This window comes from Stenotrophomonas sp. FW305-3-2-15-E-LB1 (genome assembly GCF_058787375.1).
Window position 1 is genome coordinate 68,542 of the sequence record NZ_JBYSZR010000002.1, and the last position, 16,317, is coordinate 84,858.

18 protein-coding genes are annotated in these 16,317 nt (G+C 67.8%); all 18 read right to left on the bottom strand.

Annotated features, from left to right (window positions below; translation table 11 throughout):
- Window positions 1–35 precede the first annotated feature (35 nt).
- The 18 genes from flhB to AC3WL7_RS02085 all read right to left on the bottom strand — a co-directional run bounded on the left by flhB (window position 36) and on the right by AC3WL7_RS02085 (window position 16,242).
- Complete coding sequence (gene flhB, locus AC3WL7_RS02000; protein WP_079221810.1) at window positions 36–1,166, bottom strand: flagellar biosynthesis protein FlhB; 1,131 nt, start codon at window positions 1,164–1,166, stop codon at window positions 36–38.
- A gap of 228 nt (window positions 1,167–1,394) precedes the next feature.
- On the bottom strand, window positions 1,395–3,530 hold the full coding sequence (locus AC3WL7_RS02005; RefSeq protein WP_492749140.1) for a putative bifunctional diguanylate cyclase/phosphodiesterase: 2,136 nt from the start codon (window positions 3,528–3,530) through the stop codon (window positions 1,395–1,397).
- Window positions 3,531–3,704: 174 nt separating this feature from the next.
- Complete coding sequence (gene fliR, locus AC3WL7_RS02010; RefSeq protein WP_079221812.1) at window positions 3,705–4,496, bottom strand: flagellar biosynthetic protein FliR; 792 nt, start codon at window positions 4,494–4,496, stop codon at window positions 3,705–3,707.
- Between the two features lie 13 nt (window positions 4,497–4,509).
- The gene (locus tag AC3WL7_RS02015) at window positions 4,510–4,779 is read right to left on the bottom strand and encodes a flagellar biosynthetic protein FliQ (RefSeq protein WP_005413254.1); all 270 of its coding nucleotides are present in this window, start codon (window positions 4,777–4,779) and stop codon (window positions 4,510–4,512) included.
- A 64-nt stretch (window positions 4,780–4,843) separates the two neighbouring features.
- Window positions 4,844–5,620, bottom strand: coding sequence for a flagellar type III secretion system pore protein FliP (gene fliP / locus AC3WL7_RS02020; protein ID WP_079221813.1), 777 nt, complete (start codon window positions 5,618–5,620; stop codon window positions 4,844–4,846).
- A gap of 1 nt (window position 5,621) precedes the next feature.
- Window positions 5,622–6,029, bottom strand: coding sequence for a flagellar biosynthetic protein FliO (gene fliO, locus AC3WL7_RS02025; protein ID WP_079221814.1), 408 nt, complete (start codon window positions 6,027–6,029; stop codon window positions 5,622–5,624).
- Window positions 6,026–6,361: a flagellar motor switch protein FliN gene (gene fliN, locus AC3WL7_RS02030; RefSeq protein ID WP_079221815.1), complete on the bottom strand. Its 336-nt coding sequence runs from the start codon at window positions 6,359–6,361 to the stop codon at window positions 6,026–6,028. Before fliN ends, fliO begins: the two co-directional genes overlap by 4 nt.
- Window positions 6,358–7,362: a flagellar motor switch protein FliM gene (gene fliM / locus AC3WL7_RS02035; RefSeq protein ID WP_079221816.1), complete on the bottom strand. Its 1,005-nt coding sequence runs from the start codon at window positions 7,360–7,362 to the stop codon at window positions 6,358–6,360. Before fliM ends, fliN begins: the two co-directional genes overlap by 4 nt.
- Window positions 7,363–7,374: 12 nt before the next feature.
- Complete coding sequence (locus tag AC3WL7_RS02040) at window positions 7,375–7,890, bottom strand: flagellar basal body-associated FliL family protein (protein ID WP_108746645.1); 516 nt, start codon at window positions 7,888–7,890, stop codon at window positions 7,375–7,377.
- 114 nt (window positions 7,891–8,004) lie between these two features.
- Window positions 8,005–9,165 carry a flagellar hook-length control protein FliK gene (locus tag AC3WL7_RS02045; protein ID WP_492749141.1) on the bottom strand — a complete coding sequence of 387 codons (1,161 nt, stop codon included), beginning with the start codon at window positions 9,163–9,165 and terminating at the stop codon, window positions 8,005–8,007.
- On the bottom strand, window positions 9,165–9,632 hold the full coding sequence (fliJ, locus tag AC3WL7_RS02050; protein WP_079221819.1) for a flagellar export protein FliJ: 468 nt from the start codon (window positions 9,630–9,632) through the stop codon (window positions 9,165–9,167). Before fliJ ends, AC3WL7_RS02045 begins: the two co-directional genes overlap by 1 nt.
- Before the next feature lie 12 nt (window positions 9,633–9,644).
- Window positions 9,645–11,021: a FliI/YscN family ATPase gene (locus AC3WL7_RS02055; RefSeq protein WP_079221820.1), complete on the bottom strand. Its 1,377-nt coding sequence runs from the start codon at window positions 11,019–11,021 to the stop codon at window positions 9,645–9,647.
- The gene (locus AC3WL7_RS02060; RefSeq protein ID WP_492749142.1) at window positions 11,018–11,659 is read right to left on the bottom strand and encodes a FliH/SctL family protein; all 642 of its coding nucleotides are present in this window, start codon (window positions 11,657–11,659) and stop codon (window positions 11,018–11,020) included. Before AC3WL7_RS02060 ends, AC3WL7_RS02055 begins: the two co-directional genes overlap by 4 nt.
- Window positions 11,656–12,642, bottom strand: a complete 987-nt coding sequence (fliG, locus tag AC3WL7_RS02065; RefSeq protein WP_079225218.1) for a flagellar motor switch protein FliG — start codon at window positions 12,640–12,642, stop codon at window positions 11,656–11,658. The genes AC3WL7_RS02060 and fliG overlap by 4 nt, the downstream gene beginning before the upstream one ends.
- Window positions 12,643–12,649: 7 nt before the next feature.
- Complete coding sequence (fliF, locus tag AC3WL7_RS02070) at window positions 12,650–14,296, bottom strand: flagellar basal-body MS-ring/collar protein FliF (protein WP_079221822.1); 1,647 nt, start codon at window positions 14,294–14,296, stop codon at window positions 12,650–12,652.
- 13 nt (window positions 14,297–14,309) lie between these two features.
- Entirely contained in the window at window positions 14,310–14,678 is a 369-nt protein-coding gene (gene fliE, locus AC3WL7_RS02075) for a flagellar hook-basal body complex protein FliE (RefSeq protein WP_108746650.1), read from the bottom strand.
- Between the two features lie 436 nt (window positions 14,679–15,114).
- A complete protein-coding gene (locus AC3WL7_RS02080) occupies window positions 15,115–15,411 on the bottom strand; it encodes a hypothetical protein (protein WP_492749143.1) in 297 nt (98 codons plus the stop codon).
- A gap of 255 nt (window positions 15,412–15,666) precedes the next feature.
- Window positions 15,667–16,242 (bottom strand): SUKH-4 family immunity protein, encoded by a 576-nt coding sequence (locus AC3WL7_RS02085; RefSeq protein ID WP_492749144.1) that lies wholly within the window; start codon window positions 16,240–16,242, stop codon window positions 15,667–15,669.
- Between the last annotated feature and the right edge of the window lie 75 nt (window positions 16,243–16,317).

Here is a 16,317-nt window from a genome sequence, read left to right on the forward strand (position 1 = left end):
GGCGCGGCGGGTGTTGAAGCTGGATGCCTGTGCGCTCACGGGCGGCCTCCCTTGCCGAATTCATCCACATCCACATGCGGGGCGGACGGCATCGGGCCGGTCCGCCAGCTGCGCAGCTGGTAGACGTAGGACAGCACCTGGGCGACGGCGGAGTACAGTCTCACGGGAATTTCCTTTCCGAGTTGCCCCTCCCGATACAAGGCGCGTGCCAAAGGCGGGGCAGAGACAATGGCGACCTTGTTGCCGTCGGCCACTTCACGGATGCGCAGGGCGGTTTCATCCACGCCCAGGGCGACCACGGTGGGGGCGCCCATGCTGCCGCCCTCGTATTTCAGGGCCACCGCGTAGTGGGTGGGGTTGACCACCACCACGTCGGCGGTGGGCACCGCTTCCATCATCCGGCGGTTGGCCAGCTGCTGCTGCATGTGGCGGATGCGGCCCTTCACCTCGGGGCTGCCTTCGCTTTCCTTCATTTCCCGACGCAGCTCTTCACGGGTCATCTTCAGCTTGCGCATCCAGTTCCAGCGCTGGTACGGGGCATCGATGGCGGCCAGCACCAGCATGGCCCCGGCCGCGGCCAGCAGCAGCTTCAGGGTGAAGCCCAGGCCGTGGCCGATGGCCGATTCCAGCGGCTGGTTCAGCAGGCCGCGCAGGCTGTCGAAGCTGGCGGCGAAGACCAGCATGGCCGAGGCGCCGACGAAGCCCATGCGCAGCAGTGACTTGGTGAGTTCGGCCAGGGCTTCGGCACCCCACATGCGCTTCAGCCCGGACAGCGGGTTGAGCCGGTTCGCGTCGGGGACCAGCGACTTGTTCGACCAGCGCAGGCCGCCCATCGCCACCGGCGCCAGGAAGCTGGCCAGCAGGCAGACCAGCAGCAGCGGCCAGCAGGCCATCATCAGGCGCAGGAACAGCATGCCGAAGTGGCCGAACAGCAGCTGCGGGTTCTGCCACAGGGCGGGTTCGGGGCTGAGCGCGGCACGCATCCAGGCACGGCCGCCGGCCCCCAGCGAGGCGGCGCTGGCCATGATGGCGATGATGCCGGCACCGAACACGGCCACGGTCGCCAGTTCCTTCGAGCGCGGGATGTTGCCCTGTTCGCGGGCTTCACGCAGGCGCTTTTCTGTTGGCTGTTCGGTTTTTTCGCCTGCGTCTTCGTTCTCGGACATCACGGGCACTGCGGCTGGGGTTGCCGGGGTGCGTGCAAGAAGTGTTCCGTGATGGCGCTGGCAACCAGTCCCCTGTAGAGCCGAGCCGATGCTCGGCTGCCCTTCGCGGGTGGCCTGACCCAGCCGAGCGCAGGCTCGGCTCTACAGGGGCGCATTCTTTTGTAGAGCCGAGCCGATGCTCGGCTGCCCTTCGCGCGTGGCCTGGCCCAGCCGAGCACAGGCTCGGCTCTACAAGGGCGCATTGCCGTTGGGCGGCGGGCTCTGCGCCAGCTCGATGCGCGGCCGCGGCAGGTCGTGCAGCTGCATGAAGCGCGCCGCATCCACTGGCCGGCCCAGCAGGAAGCCCTGCAGGTAGTCGCAGCCCAGCCGCTCCAGGTAGGCACGCTGGGCAGCGGTTTCCACGCCCTCGGCCACGATGTCCATGTCCAGCGCGTGGCCCAGCGCCACGATAGCCGACACGATCACCACGTCCTCGGCGCTGTGTTCCAGGTCGCGCACGAAGGCGTGGTCGATCTTGATCTCGGTGGCCGGCAGCCGCTTCAGGTACAGCAGGCTTGAATAACCGGTGCCGAAATCATCGATGGAGATGCCCACGCCCAGTGCCGACAGCGCCTGCAGCAGGCGCAGGCTGGTATCGGTATCGCGCATCACCGCGCTTTCGGTGATCTCCAGCACCAGCTGGCGGGGCGTGATGCGATGGCGCTCGAGTACTTCGGTCACGTCCTGCAGCAGGTGCGGCGAGCCGAACTGCACCGGCGACAGGTTGACCGACATAGACCAGCCGTCGTGGCCGGCGTCGTGCCAGCGGCGCAGCTGCGCGCAGGCCTGGTCCAGTGCCCAGCGGCCGATCTCGTTGATGGCGCCGCTGCGCTCGGCCAGGCGGATGAAGCGGTCCGGCGGGATGAGGCCGTGCTCCGGATGGCGCCAGCGGATCAGCGCTTCGGCGCCGGCCACCCTCTGCGTGGCCACCTGGATCTTCGGCTGGTAGTGCAGGAACAGCTGGTCGCTGCTGATCGCCCGGCGCAGGTCGGCCAGCAGGCGGAACTGCTGCTCGGCGCTGTCGTTCATCCAGTCGGCGAACATCACGAAGGCGTTGCGGCCCGATTCCTTGGCCTGGTACATCGCCGCATCAGCAAAGGCCATCAGCTGCCGCTCGCTGGCGGCATGGTCGGGACAGATCGCCACGCCGATGCTGGCGGTCACCTGCAGCTCGCTGTCGGGCAGGAGCGGGGCGCTGCCTACCGCCTGCAGGATGCGCCGGGCCAGAGTGGGCAGGTCCTCGTCGTGCTCGATGCGGACCACCAGCACGAATTCATCACCGCCCAGCCGGGCCAGCAGGTCGTTGGGCCGCAGCAGCTGGCGGGTGCGTTCGGCCACGGCCACCAGCAGCGCATCGCCGGCCTGGTGGCCATAGGCATCGTTGACCTGCTTGAAGCCATCGAGGTCCATGAACATCACCGCGAACCGGCTGCCGCCCTGTTCGGCCTCGGCCAGCGCCTGCACGATGCCCCGCTGCAGCAGCAGCCGGTTCGGCAGGCGGGTCAGCGGATCATGCAGTGCGGCCTGGGTCAGTTCCTGCTGGGCATCGGTCAACGAGGTGCTCAGCATCGAATTGCGCAGGCGCAGCAGTTGTGCCTCCACCCGCTGGTCCATCCAGGACACCACCAGCACCACGGCGAGGATGGCCACGGTGAGCACCACCACCAGCATCGCCAGCCAGGTGTTCTGCAGGCCATCGCCCACCGCCGCGCCGCAGACGCTGCCTTCGGGGAAGCGGGCGGCGGCCATGCCGGTGTAGTGCATGCCGACGATGGCCAGGCCGAGCAGGCCGGCGGCCGCCAGCCGGTCGACGCTGCGGGTGTGCTGCGCGCGCAGGCGGAAGGCCACGTACAGCGCCACCCACGAGGCAGCCACGGCCACCAGCAGCGACAGTGCCAGCCAGGCCGGGTCGTAGTCGATGCCCGGGTTCATGCGGAGGGCGGCTATGCCGACGTAATGCATGCCGGCGATGCCGATGCCCATCAGTATCGCGCCACCGGCCAGGCGCGGATGGGGCAGCGTGCGCAGCGACACCAGCCACAGCGCGAACACCGAGGCTGCGATGGACATGCCCAGGGAAAGCAGGGTGATCGGCAGGTCGTAGCCCAGCGGAATGGGCAGGTCGAAGGCGAGCATGCCGATGAAATGCATGGACCAGATGCCCAGGCCCATGGCGAAACCACCCCCCAGCCGCCACCACCAGGTAGCGCCTTTGCCGGGCGCGGTGACCGTGCGGCCGGCCATGGCCAGCGCGGTGTATGACGCCATCACGGCGACCAGCAGCGACACCGCTACCAGCCACGGGTTGTACGTGCCTACCAGCATTCGTCTTTCTCCCGGACCTTCCTGTCGACGGAAAAACTACGTTGGGGCATGGATGAGGCAGGCAGTCCGCACGGACAGCCGGATGCGGCGCCCCCCGGTCGCCGCCTATTCACTCTACCGCGAACCAGTGGGGACGGGTAGAGCCGAGCCTACGCTCGGCTCTACAAATGCGGGTCATTGTGTGACGGCGCCCGCCGCTTCGAAGGCTGCATCGAACAGGCGCTGCACCGGCGGGCCCATTTCACCCACCAGCAGGGCCAGCAGGAACAGGCCCAGCAGCAGCGACACCGGCAGGCCGAGCTGGATCGGATTCATCGCGGGCGCGGCGCGGGCGAGCACGCCAAATGCCAGGTTCACCGCCAGCATCGCTACCGTCAGCGGGATGGCCAGGGTGAGGGCGCCGCGCAGCGCGGTCAGCAACAGGGTCGGGGCGATGGTGAAGAAGGCGTTCGGATCGGGCAGGGGCGCGCCGATGGGCAGCGCGCGATAGCTGTCCACCACCAGCGAAATCAGCGCTAGATGGCCATTGGCGGTAAAGAACAGCAAGCCGAACAGCAGGTAGAACCACTGGCCGATGACGCCCGAGGTGCCGCCGCGCAGGGGGTCGCTCATCTGCGCGAAGGCCAGGCCGGTGCCCTGCGCGACCAGTTCGCCGGCCAGCGCACCGGCCTCGAAGATCAATCGCAGCATGAAGCCGATGGACACGCCGATGGCCAGCTCGCGGGCGATGGTCAGCACCGTGGCGGCGTCGAAGCCGGTCCAGTCCGGTACCGGCGGCAGCAGCGGCGCGAGGGCGATGGACAGGGTGCCGGCCAGGATCACGCGCACACGTCCCGGCACCGCGCGGGTGCCGATCATGGGCATGGCCATGGCCACGGCACCGATGCGCAGCATCGTCCACAGCACCGTGGCGATCATGCCGAAGGCCTGCAGGCCGTCGGCAGCCATCTGGGTGGCGGCATCCATCAGCGCGCAGGCCCTAGCCGATCAGGTGTGGAATGCGCTGGAACAGCAGCGTGGTGAATTCGACCAGGTGGCCGATCAGCAGGCTGCCCAGCGCAAACAGCACCGCCGTCAGCGCGGCGGCCTTGGCGACGAAGGCGATGGTCGGTTCGTTCAACTGGGTGGCGGCCTGGACCACGCCCACCACCACGCCCACCACCAGCACGGTGAGCAGCAGCGGGCCGGCCACCCACAACACGGTGATCAGGCCGCCACGCAGTTCGGTCAGGGCAAGTTCGGGAGACATCGTTGTTCCATCGGTAGCGCCGGGCCATGCCCGGCGGCGCGTGTTCGATTCACGCGGGATTGATTCACGCCGGGTTGAAGCTGGCCGCCAGCGTTCCCACGGTCAGCACCCAGCCATCGACCAGTACGAACAGCAGGATCTTGAACGGGGCCGAGACCAGCATCGGCGACAGCATCATCATGCCCATCGACATCAGCACGCTGGCCACGACAAGGTCGATGATCACGAACGGGATGAAGATCAGGAAGCCGATCTCGAAGGCGGTCTTCAGTTCACTGGTGACGAACGAGGCAACCAGCACCGGGAACGGGATCGCGTCGGGGCTGGCGTAGGTGCCGTGCCCGGCGATGCCGGCGAAGGTCATCAGGTCGGTCTCGCGGATCTGCGCCAGCATGAAGCCGCGCAGCGGCTGGGTGGTCATGGTCCAGGCGGTCTGGAAGTCGATCTCGCCGTTGAGGTAGGGCGCCATGCCCGTGCTCCACGCCTTGTCCCAGGTGGGCATCATGATCATCGCGGTCAGGAACAGGGCCAGGCCCATCAGCACCTGGTTGGACGGCGTCTGCCCCGTACCCAGCGCCTGCCGCAGCAGGCCCAGCACGATGATGATGCGGGTGAACGAGGTCAGCACCAGCAGCATCGACGGGATCAGGGTGATCGCCGTCATCAGCAGCAGGGTCTGCAACGGCAGGCTGACCGGCGCACCGCCGATCTTGCCGACGTTGACGTCGGGCAGTGCAACCGGCGCGCCGGGCGCTGCAAACGCGAGCGCAGGCAGCAGGCACAGGGCGATCAACAGCAGCCACGACAGCGCGGTGGCAGGGCGGGTACGGGCGACACGCATGTCAGGGATCCTTGCGCAGCCGCTGTTGCAGCAGCTGGGCGAAATTCGGCAGGTTCTTCAGGTCCGGCACGCGCACCGGGGTCGGTGGCGGCAGCGGCTCGGAAAGGGTGTGCAGGGCGTTGATGCTGCCGGCGGTGACGCCCAGCAGCAGCTGCTGGCCATTGACCTCCACCACCACCACGCGTTCCTTGGCGCCCACGGTCAGTGTGGCCACCAGCTTCATGCCTTCCGGCGGGCGGAAGCCGCTGCCCGGCATGCGCTTGAGCAGCCAGCCGAGGCCGACCACCAGCGCCAGCACGGCCAGCAGCGCCAGCACCGCGCCGAACAGGCTCGGTGCGCCGGCGGCATGCTGGCCGATCTGCGGGGTGGTCTTCGCAGCGGCCTGGGCAGTGGCGAGCAGCAGGCTCAACGCAGTCTCCGGATCCGCTCGCTCGGGCTGACCACGTCGGTCAGGCGCACGCCGAAGCGGTCGTTGATCACCACCACTTCGCCATGGGCGATCAGGGTGCCGTTGACGAATACATCCAGCGATTCACCGGCACCGCGTTCCAGTTCCACCACCGAGCCCTGGTTGAGCTGCAGCAGGTTGCGGATCGGCAGGCGGGCGCGGCCGACTTCCAGCGACAGGGTCACCGGCACGTCGAGGATCACGTCAAGGTTCAGGTCCGGACCGATCGACTCGTCGGCCTGCAGGCTGCTGAACTGGGCCGGGGTCGGTTCGAGGGCGTCGATATCGTTCATTGCGGGTCTTCCTGGATGACGGGTACGCGCGGGCGGGTGCCCGGCGGATGGGTAGCGGTGATCTTCACGGCGTTCATGCCGTTGGCGATGCCGAATTCGCCGGTGAACACGGGGATGTTCTCCACGCACAGCGGCACCTGCGGGTTCAGCTCGATCGGCAGGATGTCGCCCACCTTCAGCCGGGTCAGGTCGCGCAGGGTCATGCGCTTGCTGGCCAGCACGCTGGACAGGGTCACTTCGGCGATGTTGAGCTGCTCGCGCAGCATCACGCCCCAGCTGGCGTCGCGGTCGTTGCGGTCGCTCTGGATGCCGGCGTCGAGCAGTTCGCGGATCGGCTCGAGCATCGAGTAGGGCAGGGTGACGTGGATGTCGCCGCCACCGCCATCGAGTTCGACGTGCAGGCGGCACACCACCACGTACTCGCGCGGCGTCACGATGTTGGCGAAGTGCGGGTTGATTTCCGAATTGATGTATTCGAAATCCACCTCCATCACCGGCGCCCACGCCTCGCGCAGGTCGGCGAAGGTCTGCTTCAGCAGCAGCTGGATCACCCGCATTTCGGTGGCGGTGAATTCGCGGCCTTCGATGCGGGTGGGGTAGCGCCCGTCACCGCCGAAGAAGTTGTCGACGATGGCGAACACCAGGGTCGGCTCGAACACGATCAGGCCGGTGCCACGCAGCGGCTTGAAGCGGATCAGGTTCAGGTTGGTCGGCACATACAGCGAGTGCATGTAGTCGTTGAACTTGATCAGCTCGATGCCGCGCACCGAGAGTTCGGCCGAGCGGCGGATCAGGTTGAACAGGCCGATCCGCCACAGGCGCGCGAAACGCTCGTGGACCATTTCCAGGGTCGGCATGCGACCGCGGATGATGCGGTCCTGGCTGGCGAAATCGTACGAACGGGCTTCGCCACTGGGCGCCTCCGGCTCGGTTTCGACCGCGCCACTGTCCACGCCATGGAGCAGGGCATCGATCTCATCCTGGGACAGCAGGTCATTCATCGGGGGCAGCCCTTACTGGGTCACGAAGCTGGTGAACAGCAGATCGTCGGCACCGTTGTTGCCGGTCTCGGCCTTGAGCACTTTCTGCACTTCGGCCAGCGCATTGGCCTGCAGCTTCTGCTTGCCGGCGATATCGGCGATCTGGTCGGAGGTGACCTGCGAGAACAGCATCAGCAGGCGTGCGCGGATGGCCGGGGCGTGCGTCTTGATCGCTTCCAGCGCGGCCGGATCGCGGGTCATCAGCTGCACTTCCACCTGCAGGTAGCGCGGGCCGTCCATCGAGCCGTTGAGGTTGACCACGAAGGCCGGATCCAGCGCGAAGTACTGGGCCGGGGCCGGGGTCGCGCCCTTCTTCGGGGCTTCGGCGGTCTTGTCTTCGTGCTTGGACTGGGTGAAGAACCAGACGCTGCCGCCGGCGGCACCTGCGGCCAGCACGGCCACCAGGGCGGTGATCAACAGCGGACTACGCGGCTTGGCGGTCTTGTCCTTGTCGGCGGTCTTCTTGGTTTTGTCAGCGGCTGCGGCCACGAGGTGAAGCTCCTGAGGGTTGCTTCACCGGGATATGCAAGGGGCGTGCCGCAACGCGACGGGCAGGGGGCGACGGAATTCCGTCGGCACGCCGGGCCAGGCCCGGCGTTGCCGTCAGGCGTAGGCGTCCAGCAGGCCGCGCTGGCGGATCAGCTGTGCAGCCGACATCGTGGCCTCGCCCCGCGACGGTTCTCCGTCGCCACCGCCCAGGCCCGTGCCGCCGCCCGGCGACGACGACGGACTGCCGTCGCCACTGTTCTGGTGGCCGACGTCGGCATGGGCGAGCTGGAAGCCTTGTTCGCCCAGCAGTTCGCGCAGGCGTGGCAGGCTGCTTTCCAGGGCCTGGCGCACGTCCACGTGCGGGCTGCTGAAACTGGCGTGGACCTTGTCGCCGTTCATCTGCAGGCGGACGTCCACCGGGCCCAGGTCCTCCGGGTCCAGGCGGATATGGGCGTGGCCGATCTTCTGGTCCGCCAGCCAGCCGAGGCGCGCGCCAATGGCCTGGTCGAAGCCGTCGTCACCCAGGGTCGGGGTCGGCGTTGGTTCGCCGTTGAACGCTGCAGTGCTGGCCAGCGCTGTTTTCAGATCCTGCAGGGCGGCAGGCAGCGGGGCCTGCAGCGGGGCGGGCGGCGTGCGATCGCCGATCAGCAGGCTGTCGGCGTCGTCAGCACCGTCCAGCGCCTGCTGGCCGAGGATCATGTCCGGCAGTTGCTGGGTCGCGATCTCGCCGTCGCTGTCCGCCGTTGCAGCGGTCACTGCTGGGGATGCGGGCGCGCCGGCCGCCAACGGTGCGGCGGCCGGCAGCGTCGAGGCGGCTGCGGGCAGGCCGGCATCAACGCCAGTGGCGCTGGCCGCGGGCGTGGGGGCAACCCCGTCGGTGGGCACCGGTACCGCCAGCACCAGGCCGGCCAGGCCGAGCGGCGGCCACGGCGCATCGTCGCCCTCGCTCGCCGTGTCCTTGTCGTCCGCAGCGGGTGACGTGGGGGGCGAGGAGGCCGTCGCCGCTTCAGTCGGCGTGGTGTCACTGTCGGTGGCGGCGCTGGACGGCTTGTCTGCGCTGCCGTCCGGGTTGGCAGGCGCGCCATGGGACGGCGCGCCCGCTTTGCCTGGCTGGGTCTTGTTGGCCGGCGGTGCCTTCGCGGCGGTTTCGGGCGAGCCCTGCAGCATCTGCCCGAAGTCCTTGCCACTGCCGGTGCTGCGCGCGCTGCTGGAGCCGGTGCTGGGGGTGCTGCTGGTGCTGCTGGTGCTGGTGCTGCTGGAAAGCGCGGAGGGCATCACGTGCGGCCTCCCTGCTCGCCGCCGTCCGGTTCCGCCGTCTGCGCCAGCCGCGCACGACGGGCGCCGATGTCATCCATCTCGCGCTGGTCGCGGCGGTCGGTCACCACCTTTTCCTGGGCACGGTAGCTGGCGGCCAGCTGTTCCAGCACGGCCTTGTCACGGCTGGCCAAGATCAGGCGCGCGCGTTCGGCTTCCACCTTTTCGCGGTTGCCGTTCACCGTGGCCTGCTGCTGCTCCACGGCGCTGTCGAGGCGGTCGAGGAACGCGCGCCGGTTCAGCAGCTGCGCGGGACTGGTCGCGGCCATCTGCGCGTTCGCGTACTCCTCCGCATAGCGGCGAAGCTCGTCCAGGCGCGACAGGTGGGTGTCGAGCACGCGCTGGCGCTCGGCCAGGTCGCGGGCCACGGCGTCTTCGTGTTCCTGGGCCCGCTTCAGCAGGGGATCGATGCGCTTGGACTGTTTCATGGTTCGGCTCTCTTAATCCACCAGGCGCTGCAGCGCCGCCTGGCTGTGCGGAAGATCGGCGGCCTTGGCCACGTCCTGGCCGAGGAACTCCATGATTTCCGGCCAGCGTTCCAGGGCTTCGTCGGTGGCGGCGTCGTTGCCGCGCTGGTAGGCACCGATCGCGATCAGGTCGCGGTTGGACGAGTAGGCCGAGACCAGGCGCTTCAGCTTGCGGATGCGCAGGCGCCACGGTTCGTCGGCGATTTCCGTGACCACGCGGCTGACCGACGATTCGACGTCGATGGCCGGGTACAGGCCGCTGTCGGCCACCCGCCGCGACAGCAGGATGTGGCCGTCGAGGATGGCGCGCGCCGCGTCGGCGATCGGATCCTGCGGGTCATCGCCTTCGGTCAGCACGGTGTAGAAGGCGGTGATCGAGCCACGGCCCTTGGCGCCATTACCGGCGCGTTCCACCAGCGCTGGCAGCTTGGCGAACACCGAGGGCGGGTAGCCGCGGGTGGTCGGCGGCTCACCCACCGACAGGCCGATCTCGCGCTGGGCCTGGGCAAAACGGGTCAGCGAATCCATCAGCAGCAGCACGTTCAGGCCCTGGTCGCGGAACCACTCGGCGATGGCCGTGGCACGGTAGGCGCCGTGCAGGCGTGCCAGCGGCGGCCGGTCGGCCGGGCTGGCCACCACCACGGCGCGGCGCAGGCCTTCCTCGCCCAGCGTGGTTTCGACGAAATCGCGGACTTCGCGGCCACGTTCACCAATCAGGCCGACCACGATGACATCGGCAGCGGTGTAGCGGGTCATCATGCCCAGCAGTGTCGACTTGCCGACGCCGGAACCTGCGAACAGGCCCACGCGCTGCCCGCGACCGATCGGCAGCAGGGCATTGATGGCGCGCACGCCCACGTCCAGCGGCTGGGTGATCGGCTCGCGCGCGAGCGGGTTGATCGAAACGCCGGCCATGCCGACGTGGCCTTCGGCGCGGATCGGGCCCTTGCCGTCCAGCGGCACGCCGTCACTGTCGATCACGCGGCCCAGCAGGCCTTCGCCCACTTCCACGCCGCCACGGCGCGCCGAGGGCACGACGCGTGCGTTGGGCAGCAGGCCGTGCAGTTCGGCGCTGGGCATCAGGTAGGTGCGCTCGCCGGCAAAACCGACCACTTCGGCATCGACCCAGCCACCGTCGACTACTTCCACCTTGCAGCTGGCACCCAGCGGTGCCTCGCAGCCCACGGCTTCCAGGGTCAGGCCCACCGCGCGGCGCAGCACGCCCTCGCGGATCAGGCCGCGGCCATGCGCGGTGTCCACGCGCAGGCCATCCAGGCGGCGGGCCAGGCGCAGGTTGCGGGCCACGGCCCAGTCGGCCGGCGGCGGGGGCAGGTTCGTCTCGGGGGTCATGGGGTGGCTCCGGTCTGGCGGATCACCGCGTCCAGCGCACCGCGCAGGCGCGCTTCCAGCGTGCCGTCGATGCGCACCGCTTCGGCGTGCACGCGCAGGTCGCCGCGGCTCAGGCTGGTATCGGGCACCAGGCGCTGGGTGGGCGTCAGGGTCATCAGCGGCGCAAGCGCGGCGATGTCATCCGGGTGCAGGCGCACTTCCACTTCACGCGTGCTGCCGCCCACCGCGTCCACCGCTTCGCCCACCAGCTGCACCAGCAGCGCCGGGTCCTCTTCGTAGGCGCGGCCGACCAGCGCACCGGCGATGCGCACCGCCAGTTCGCCCAGGGCGCCGATTACTTCGTTTTCCAGCCGCACCAGCGGCCGGCTGAAGTTGTCGAGGATGCCTTCCATCTGCGCGACCAGGCGGCGCACTTCGGCCTGGCCCTGGCCGTAGCCCTCGGCGTGGCCGTGCTGGAAACCTTCCTTCTCGGCGCTGTCCTGGATCGCCTGGATTTCCTCCAGCGTCGGCAGCTGCAGGACCGGTTCCGGCTCGTGCTCGGGGTCCGGCTCGGTGAGCTCGAAGATGTCCTCCTGCTCCAGCTGCGCTTGCGGCTGGGCCAGCAGGTCGGGGGCAAGCCAGCGCACGACGTTGCTCACAGCATGGCCTCCGCGCTGCCACCGATGGTGACGGTGCCCTCATCGGCCATGCGCTTGACGATGGCCAGGATCTCGCGCTGCGCGCCTTCCACGTCGGACAGGCGCACCGGGCCACGGGCTTCCATGTCTTCCAGCAGGATTTCGGCCGCACGCTGGGACATGTTGCGGGTGATCTTGTCGCGCACCTTGATGTCGGCGCCGCGCAGGGCCAGGCCCAGGCGCTCGCCGCTGACTTCGCGCAGCACCAGCTGCATCTCGCGGTCGTCCAGGTCCACCAGATCGTCGAACACGAACATCAGGTCCTGGATGCGGCCACTGAGCGGCGCATCGATGCGCGCGATCTCGCCCAGGATCGCCTGGTCCTGGCCGCTTTCCATGAAGTTGAGGATGTTGGCCGCGCACTGCACGCCGCCGATGTTGGACGACTTCAGGTTCTGGTTGCCGGCAAACTGGCGCTCCATGATCTCGTTGAGTTCGTTCAGCGCGTTCGGCGGAATGCCGTCCAAGGTGGCGATGCGCAGCAGCACGTCGACGCGGGTGCGGTCGGGCAGCAGCTTCAGCGCATCGGCGGCCTGGTCGGTTTCCAGGTGGGCCATCACGATGGCGATGATCTGCGGGTGCTCGTTGCGCACCAGGTCGGCCACCGCACGCGGGTCCATCCACTTCAGCGCGTCCAGGCCGGTGGTGTTGCGGCCCAGCAGGATGCGGTCGATCAGGCCGCTGGCCTTCTCGCTGCCCAGCGCCTGGATCAGCATGTTGCGGATGTAGTCGTCCGAGCCCACGCCCAGCGAGGTCTTCGAGCCCAGTTCCTGGTTGAACTGGTCCATCACCCGGCCCACCTGGTCGCGGGTGATGTCGGTCATGGTCGCCATGGCGATGCCGATCTTCTGCACTTCCTTGGGTTCCATGTGGCGCAGCACTTCGGCCGCGTCCAGTTCACCCAGCGACAGCAGCAGCACGGCAGCGCGCTGCACGCCCGTCAGTTGTACGTCAGTCATTGGCCACCCAGCCCTTGACCACCTGGGCCACGCGCTTGGAGTCGGTCTTCACGGCTTCACGGGCCATCCGCAGTCGTTCCTCATAAGAATCCACCGGCAGGGCCAGTGGGTCCGCCCCGGCTAGGCTGACGCGGTCAGCGCCCAGCGCGGGCAACGGAGTGCCATCGTCATCCACCAGCTGTACGTCCGCGGTGTGCGGCTCCAGCTCGGTGTTTTCATCCTTCTTGTTCTGCCCGGTGATGCCGCGCAGGGCAGGGCGCAGCACGCCGAACAGCAGGGCCAGCACCACCACCGCGCCCAGCAGCATGCGGCCGGCATCGAACACCCACGGCAGTTCCCACCAGGCCGGGCCTTCAACCGGGGTGGTGTCGCGCACGAACGGCGCGTTCATCACCGACACGGTGTCGCCACGTTCGGCGTTGAAGCCCACCGCCTGCTTCACCAGCGCTTCGACGCGGGTCAGCTCGGCAGCGGCCAGCGGCTGCGGGGTGACCTTGCCGTTGGCACCGGCACGCGGCACGTTGTCCACCAGCACCGCCACCGAGACGCGCTTGATGCGGCCGGCCGGCTGGCGGGTGTGCTGCAGGGTGCGGTCCAGCTCGTAGTTGCGGGTGGCGTTCTTGCTGCTTTCGGTCGGCGCCTGCGCGGTGGGCGGTGCGGCCTGCTGGCCCGGCGGGCTGTTGCTGGTCGCGCCCGGCACGCCCTGCGGGCCCGGGGTGCTGGTGGTGTTCTCGCTCATCTGCTCGCTGCGCAGCTTCTGCGGTTCACCGTTGTAGAGTTCGCGGGCTTCCTCGGTCACCGAGAAATCCATGTCCACGCTCACTTCCGGGTTGACGCGGCCGGGGCCGGTCATCGGTTCCAGCAGTTCGCGGATGCGCTGGTTGAACGAGGTTTCCTGGCGGCGCACCTGCTCGAACTGGGCGGCGTTGACGGCCGCTTCGCTGTTGGGGTCGCTGACGCTGAGCATGCGCCCGCTCTGGTCGACGATGGTCACCCGTTCCGGGGCCAGGTCGGGAATGCTGGCGGCCACCATGTGCACGATGGCGTCGACCTGGCTGCGCTCCAGCTGCTGGCCGCCGCGCAGTTCCAGGGTGACCGAGGCACTGGCCACGTCACGCTGGCGGGTGAAGGCGCTGGGCTTGGGAATGGCCAGATGCACGCGCGAATCGCGCACCGGGCGCAGCGTGTTGATGGTGCGCGACAGCTCGGTTTCCAGCGCGTGCTGGTAGCGTGCGCTTTCGACGAACTGGCTGACGCCGAAGCCGGGATCACGTTCCATCAGCTCGAAGCCGAGCTTGCCGCTGTCGGTCAGTCCGGAGCCGGCCAGCTTCAGGCGGGCGTCGTGCAGGTTCTTTTCCGGCACGGTGATGCCACCGGTGGCCGGGTCCAGCTCGAACGGAATCTGTGCCGCGCGCAGCAGGTCGGTCGCTTCTGCGGTCGCCTTCTGGTCCAGGCCGGTGTACAGCGGGACCATGCCGGGCTTCTGCGACCAGAAGAACACGAACAGGCCTGCCGCCACCGCCACTGCGATCATCGCCATCAGGCCCAGGCGGCGGGTGATCTGCAGACTCTGCAGGCGGTCGAACCACTGCCCGGCCTTTTCGGCGTTCAGGGTTTCCTTGGAGAGCGTCAGTGCCATGCGTCAATGTTCCTTACAGCGGCATGTTCATCACGTCCTGGTAAGCCTGGACGAGACGGTTGCGGACTTCCACGGTGGCGCGGAAGGCGATCTGGGACTGCTGCGAGGCGACCATCACCTTGGCCAGGTCGGCGCCGGGTTCGCCCAGTTCGAAGGCCTTGGCCAGGGCGCCGGACTTCTGCTGGGCGTCGTTGACGCCGGCGATGGCGCCGCGCAGGGTCTCGGTGAAGCTGGCGGGCTGGACCTGCGGTGCATCCAGCACCGTGCCCGGCAGGGCATTGCTACGCGGCGCTTCGGCCAGCGGATTGAGCGCCGCCGGCTGTCCCATCTGGGTCTGATAGGAGCGGATCTGGGAGAGGATCGAAGTGACGGAGTGGGACATCTGCAACGGTTCCAGAAACAGGGATGGGGGTGTTCGCTGGAGCAGTTGCAAGCGGCGTGCCGAAACCGGTTTTCGATTCAGTGAGGTGAGGGTGGGGGTTGGGGTGTTGGCAGGGCTGCGCTGTTGTTGGTGGGTGCCGACCGTTGGTCGGCAACAGCAGGAGCAACGGCAAGAGCTGGCTATCCGTGGGTTGGCGGGGTGGGTCCGGTTGAGGGGGACGCTGCAAGTACGTCCATGTAAGCTCGGTCGCCGCATCCATGCGGCTCACGCCCCCTCAACCGGACCCACCCCGCCTTCGACAGATTTCCGCGATCTGTTGGAACCTGCTGCCGATGGTGGTGCTTCTGATGAGGGTGGGTGCCGACTGTTGGTCGGCCTGTTGCTGTTGGTGGGTGCTGACCGTTGGTCGGCACGAAGCCTGACCCCGGCGGATGCGTCATTTCACCGGCGTCGGTTTTTTGGCCTGGGGCTGCAGGGCCGGGTGGCCGGAAATCTGGCGCTGGCGCGGTGCGATGGGGCCGTCGTGCTGGGTGTAGATGAACCGGCCCTGCTGGTCGCTCAGGCAGGTCAGCAGCAGGGTGTAGTGGGCGGGGCCGGCCGGGTGGTTTTCAGTCATCCGGATCTCAGCGATGTGCGGGGCCAGCCGCTGGTAGCGGTAGCTGCCGCCGATGCTCAGGCCGGTGCCGAGGATGTCCAGCACGTACTGGTTACCGGCAAAGCTGACCTGCACCATGCGCCCGGCGTTGGTCCAGCGTGGTGGGCAGGGTGCAGTCGGCGGCGGTAGCGAGGGCCGGGCAGAGCAGGGTGGCGAGCAGGGTGCTTCGACGCATGGTGGGACTTCCTTGGGGTGTCCCTGCAATGCACCGCAGTTCGGGGTCGGTTGTCTTTAGGAAAACGTGTAAGCGCAATGCAGGCCGGACCCCTCTACAGACGAAAGGGCTCCGACCCAACCCGGGTCCGGGGCCGCAGAGCTTGATTGAGCCGATTACTACCAGGGATAGCCGAGATCGATTCCGAGCGACCGGTGTAGTTCCACCTTCTCGGATGAAAGAGGAAAGAACCCTTCTGACAGCTCGTAAAGGCATGTGGGCCAGAAGCTGCTCTCGTCCGCCATTGAAGCCGCATCGCAGATCCGGAACGTGGCCTCTAGTTCCGTGAGCGTGGATTCCGCCAAGCCACCACTGGAGTTCAGCAGAGGCCGGATTGCTGCCATGAACGCGCTGTGGAATGCTGCGAAGCTACGCAGATCTGAATTGCAGTATTGGGGCGCTGCTTCGGAGCTGATTGGAAGCAGTCCTACTGAACCATCTTTCAGGTCCACGAAGAACAGTCCGCCCAACACGCGTCCGAAGATCGCCAGGGTGCGATCATGAGTCTCGTGTCGCTGCAGGCGCGGATGGAACATCGTGTTGTTGTTGGCATACGGCGCAAGACGGTACGACAGCCGCTGTGCTTCGAGCAGCAGGGCGGAGTGATCGATCTCTTCCTGACTGATTGGCGTCAAGTCAAGCGTTGGCGATCTGGTTGAATTTTCCATCTTGGCAAAGCTACCGGCATATTTCACCGGTGCCTTTAGGAGAAGTTGTAAACGCAGTCGTGTAGCCGAATCCCTCATCCACGCGCGGCGTGGATCTACGCA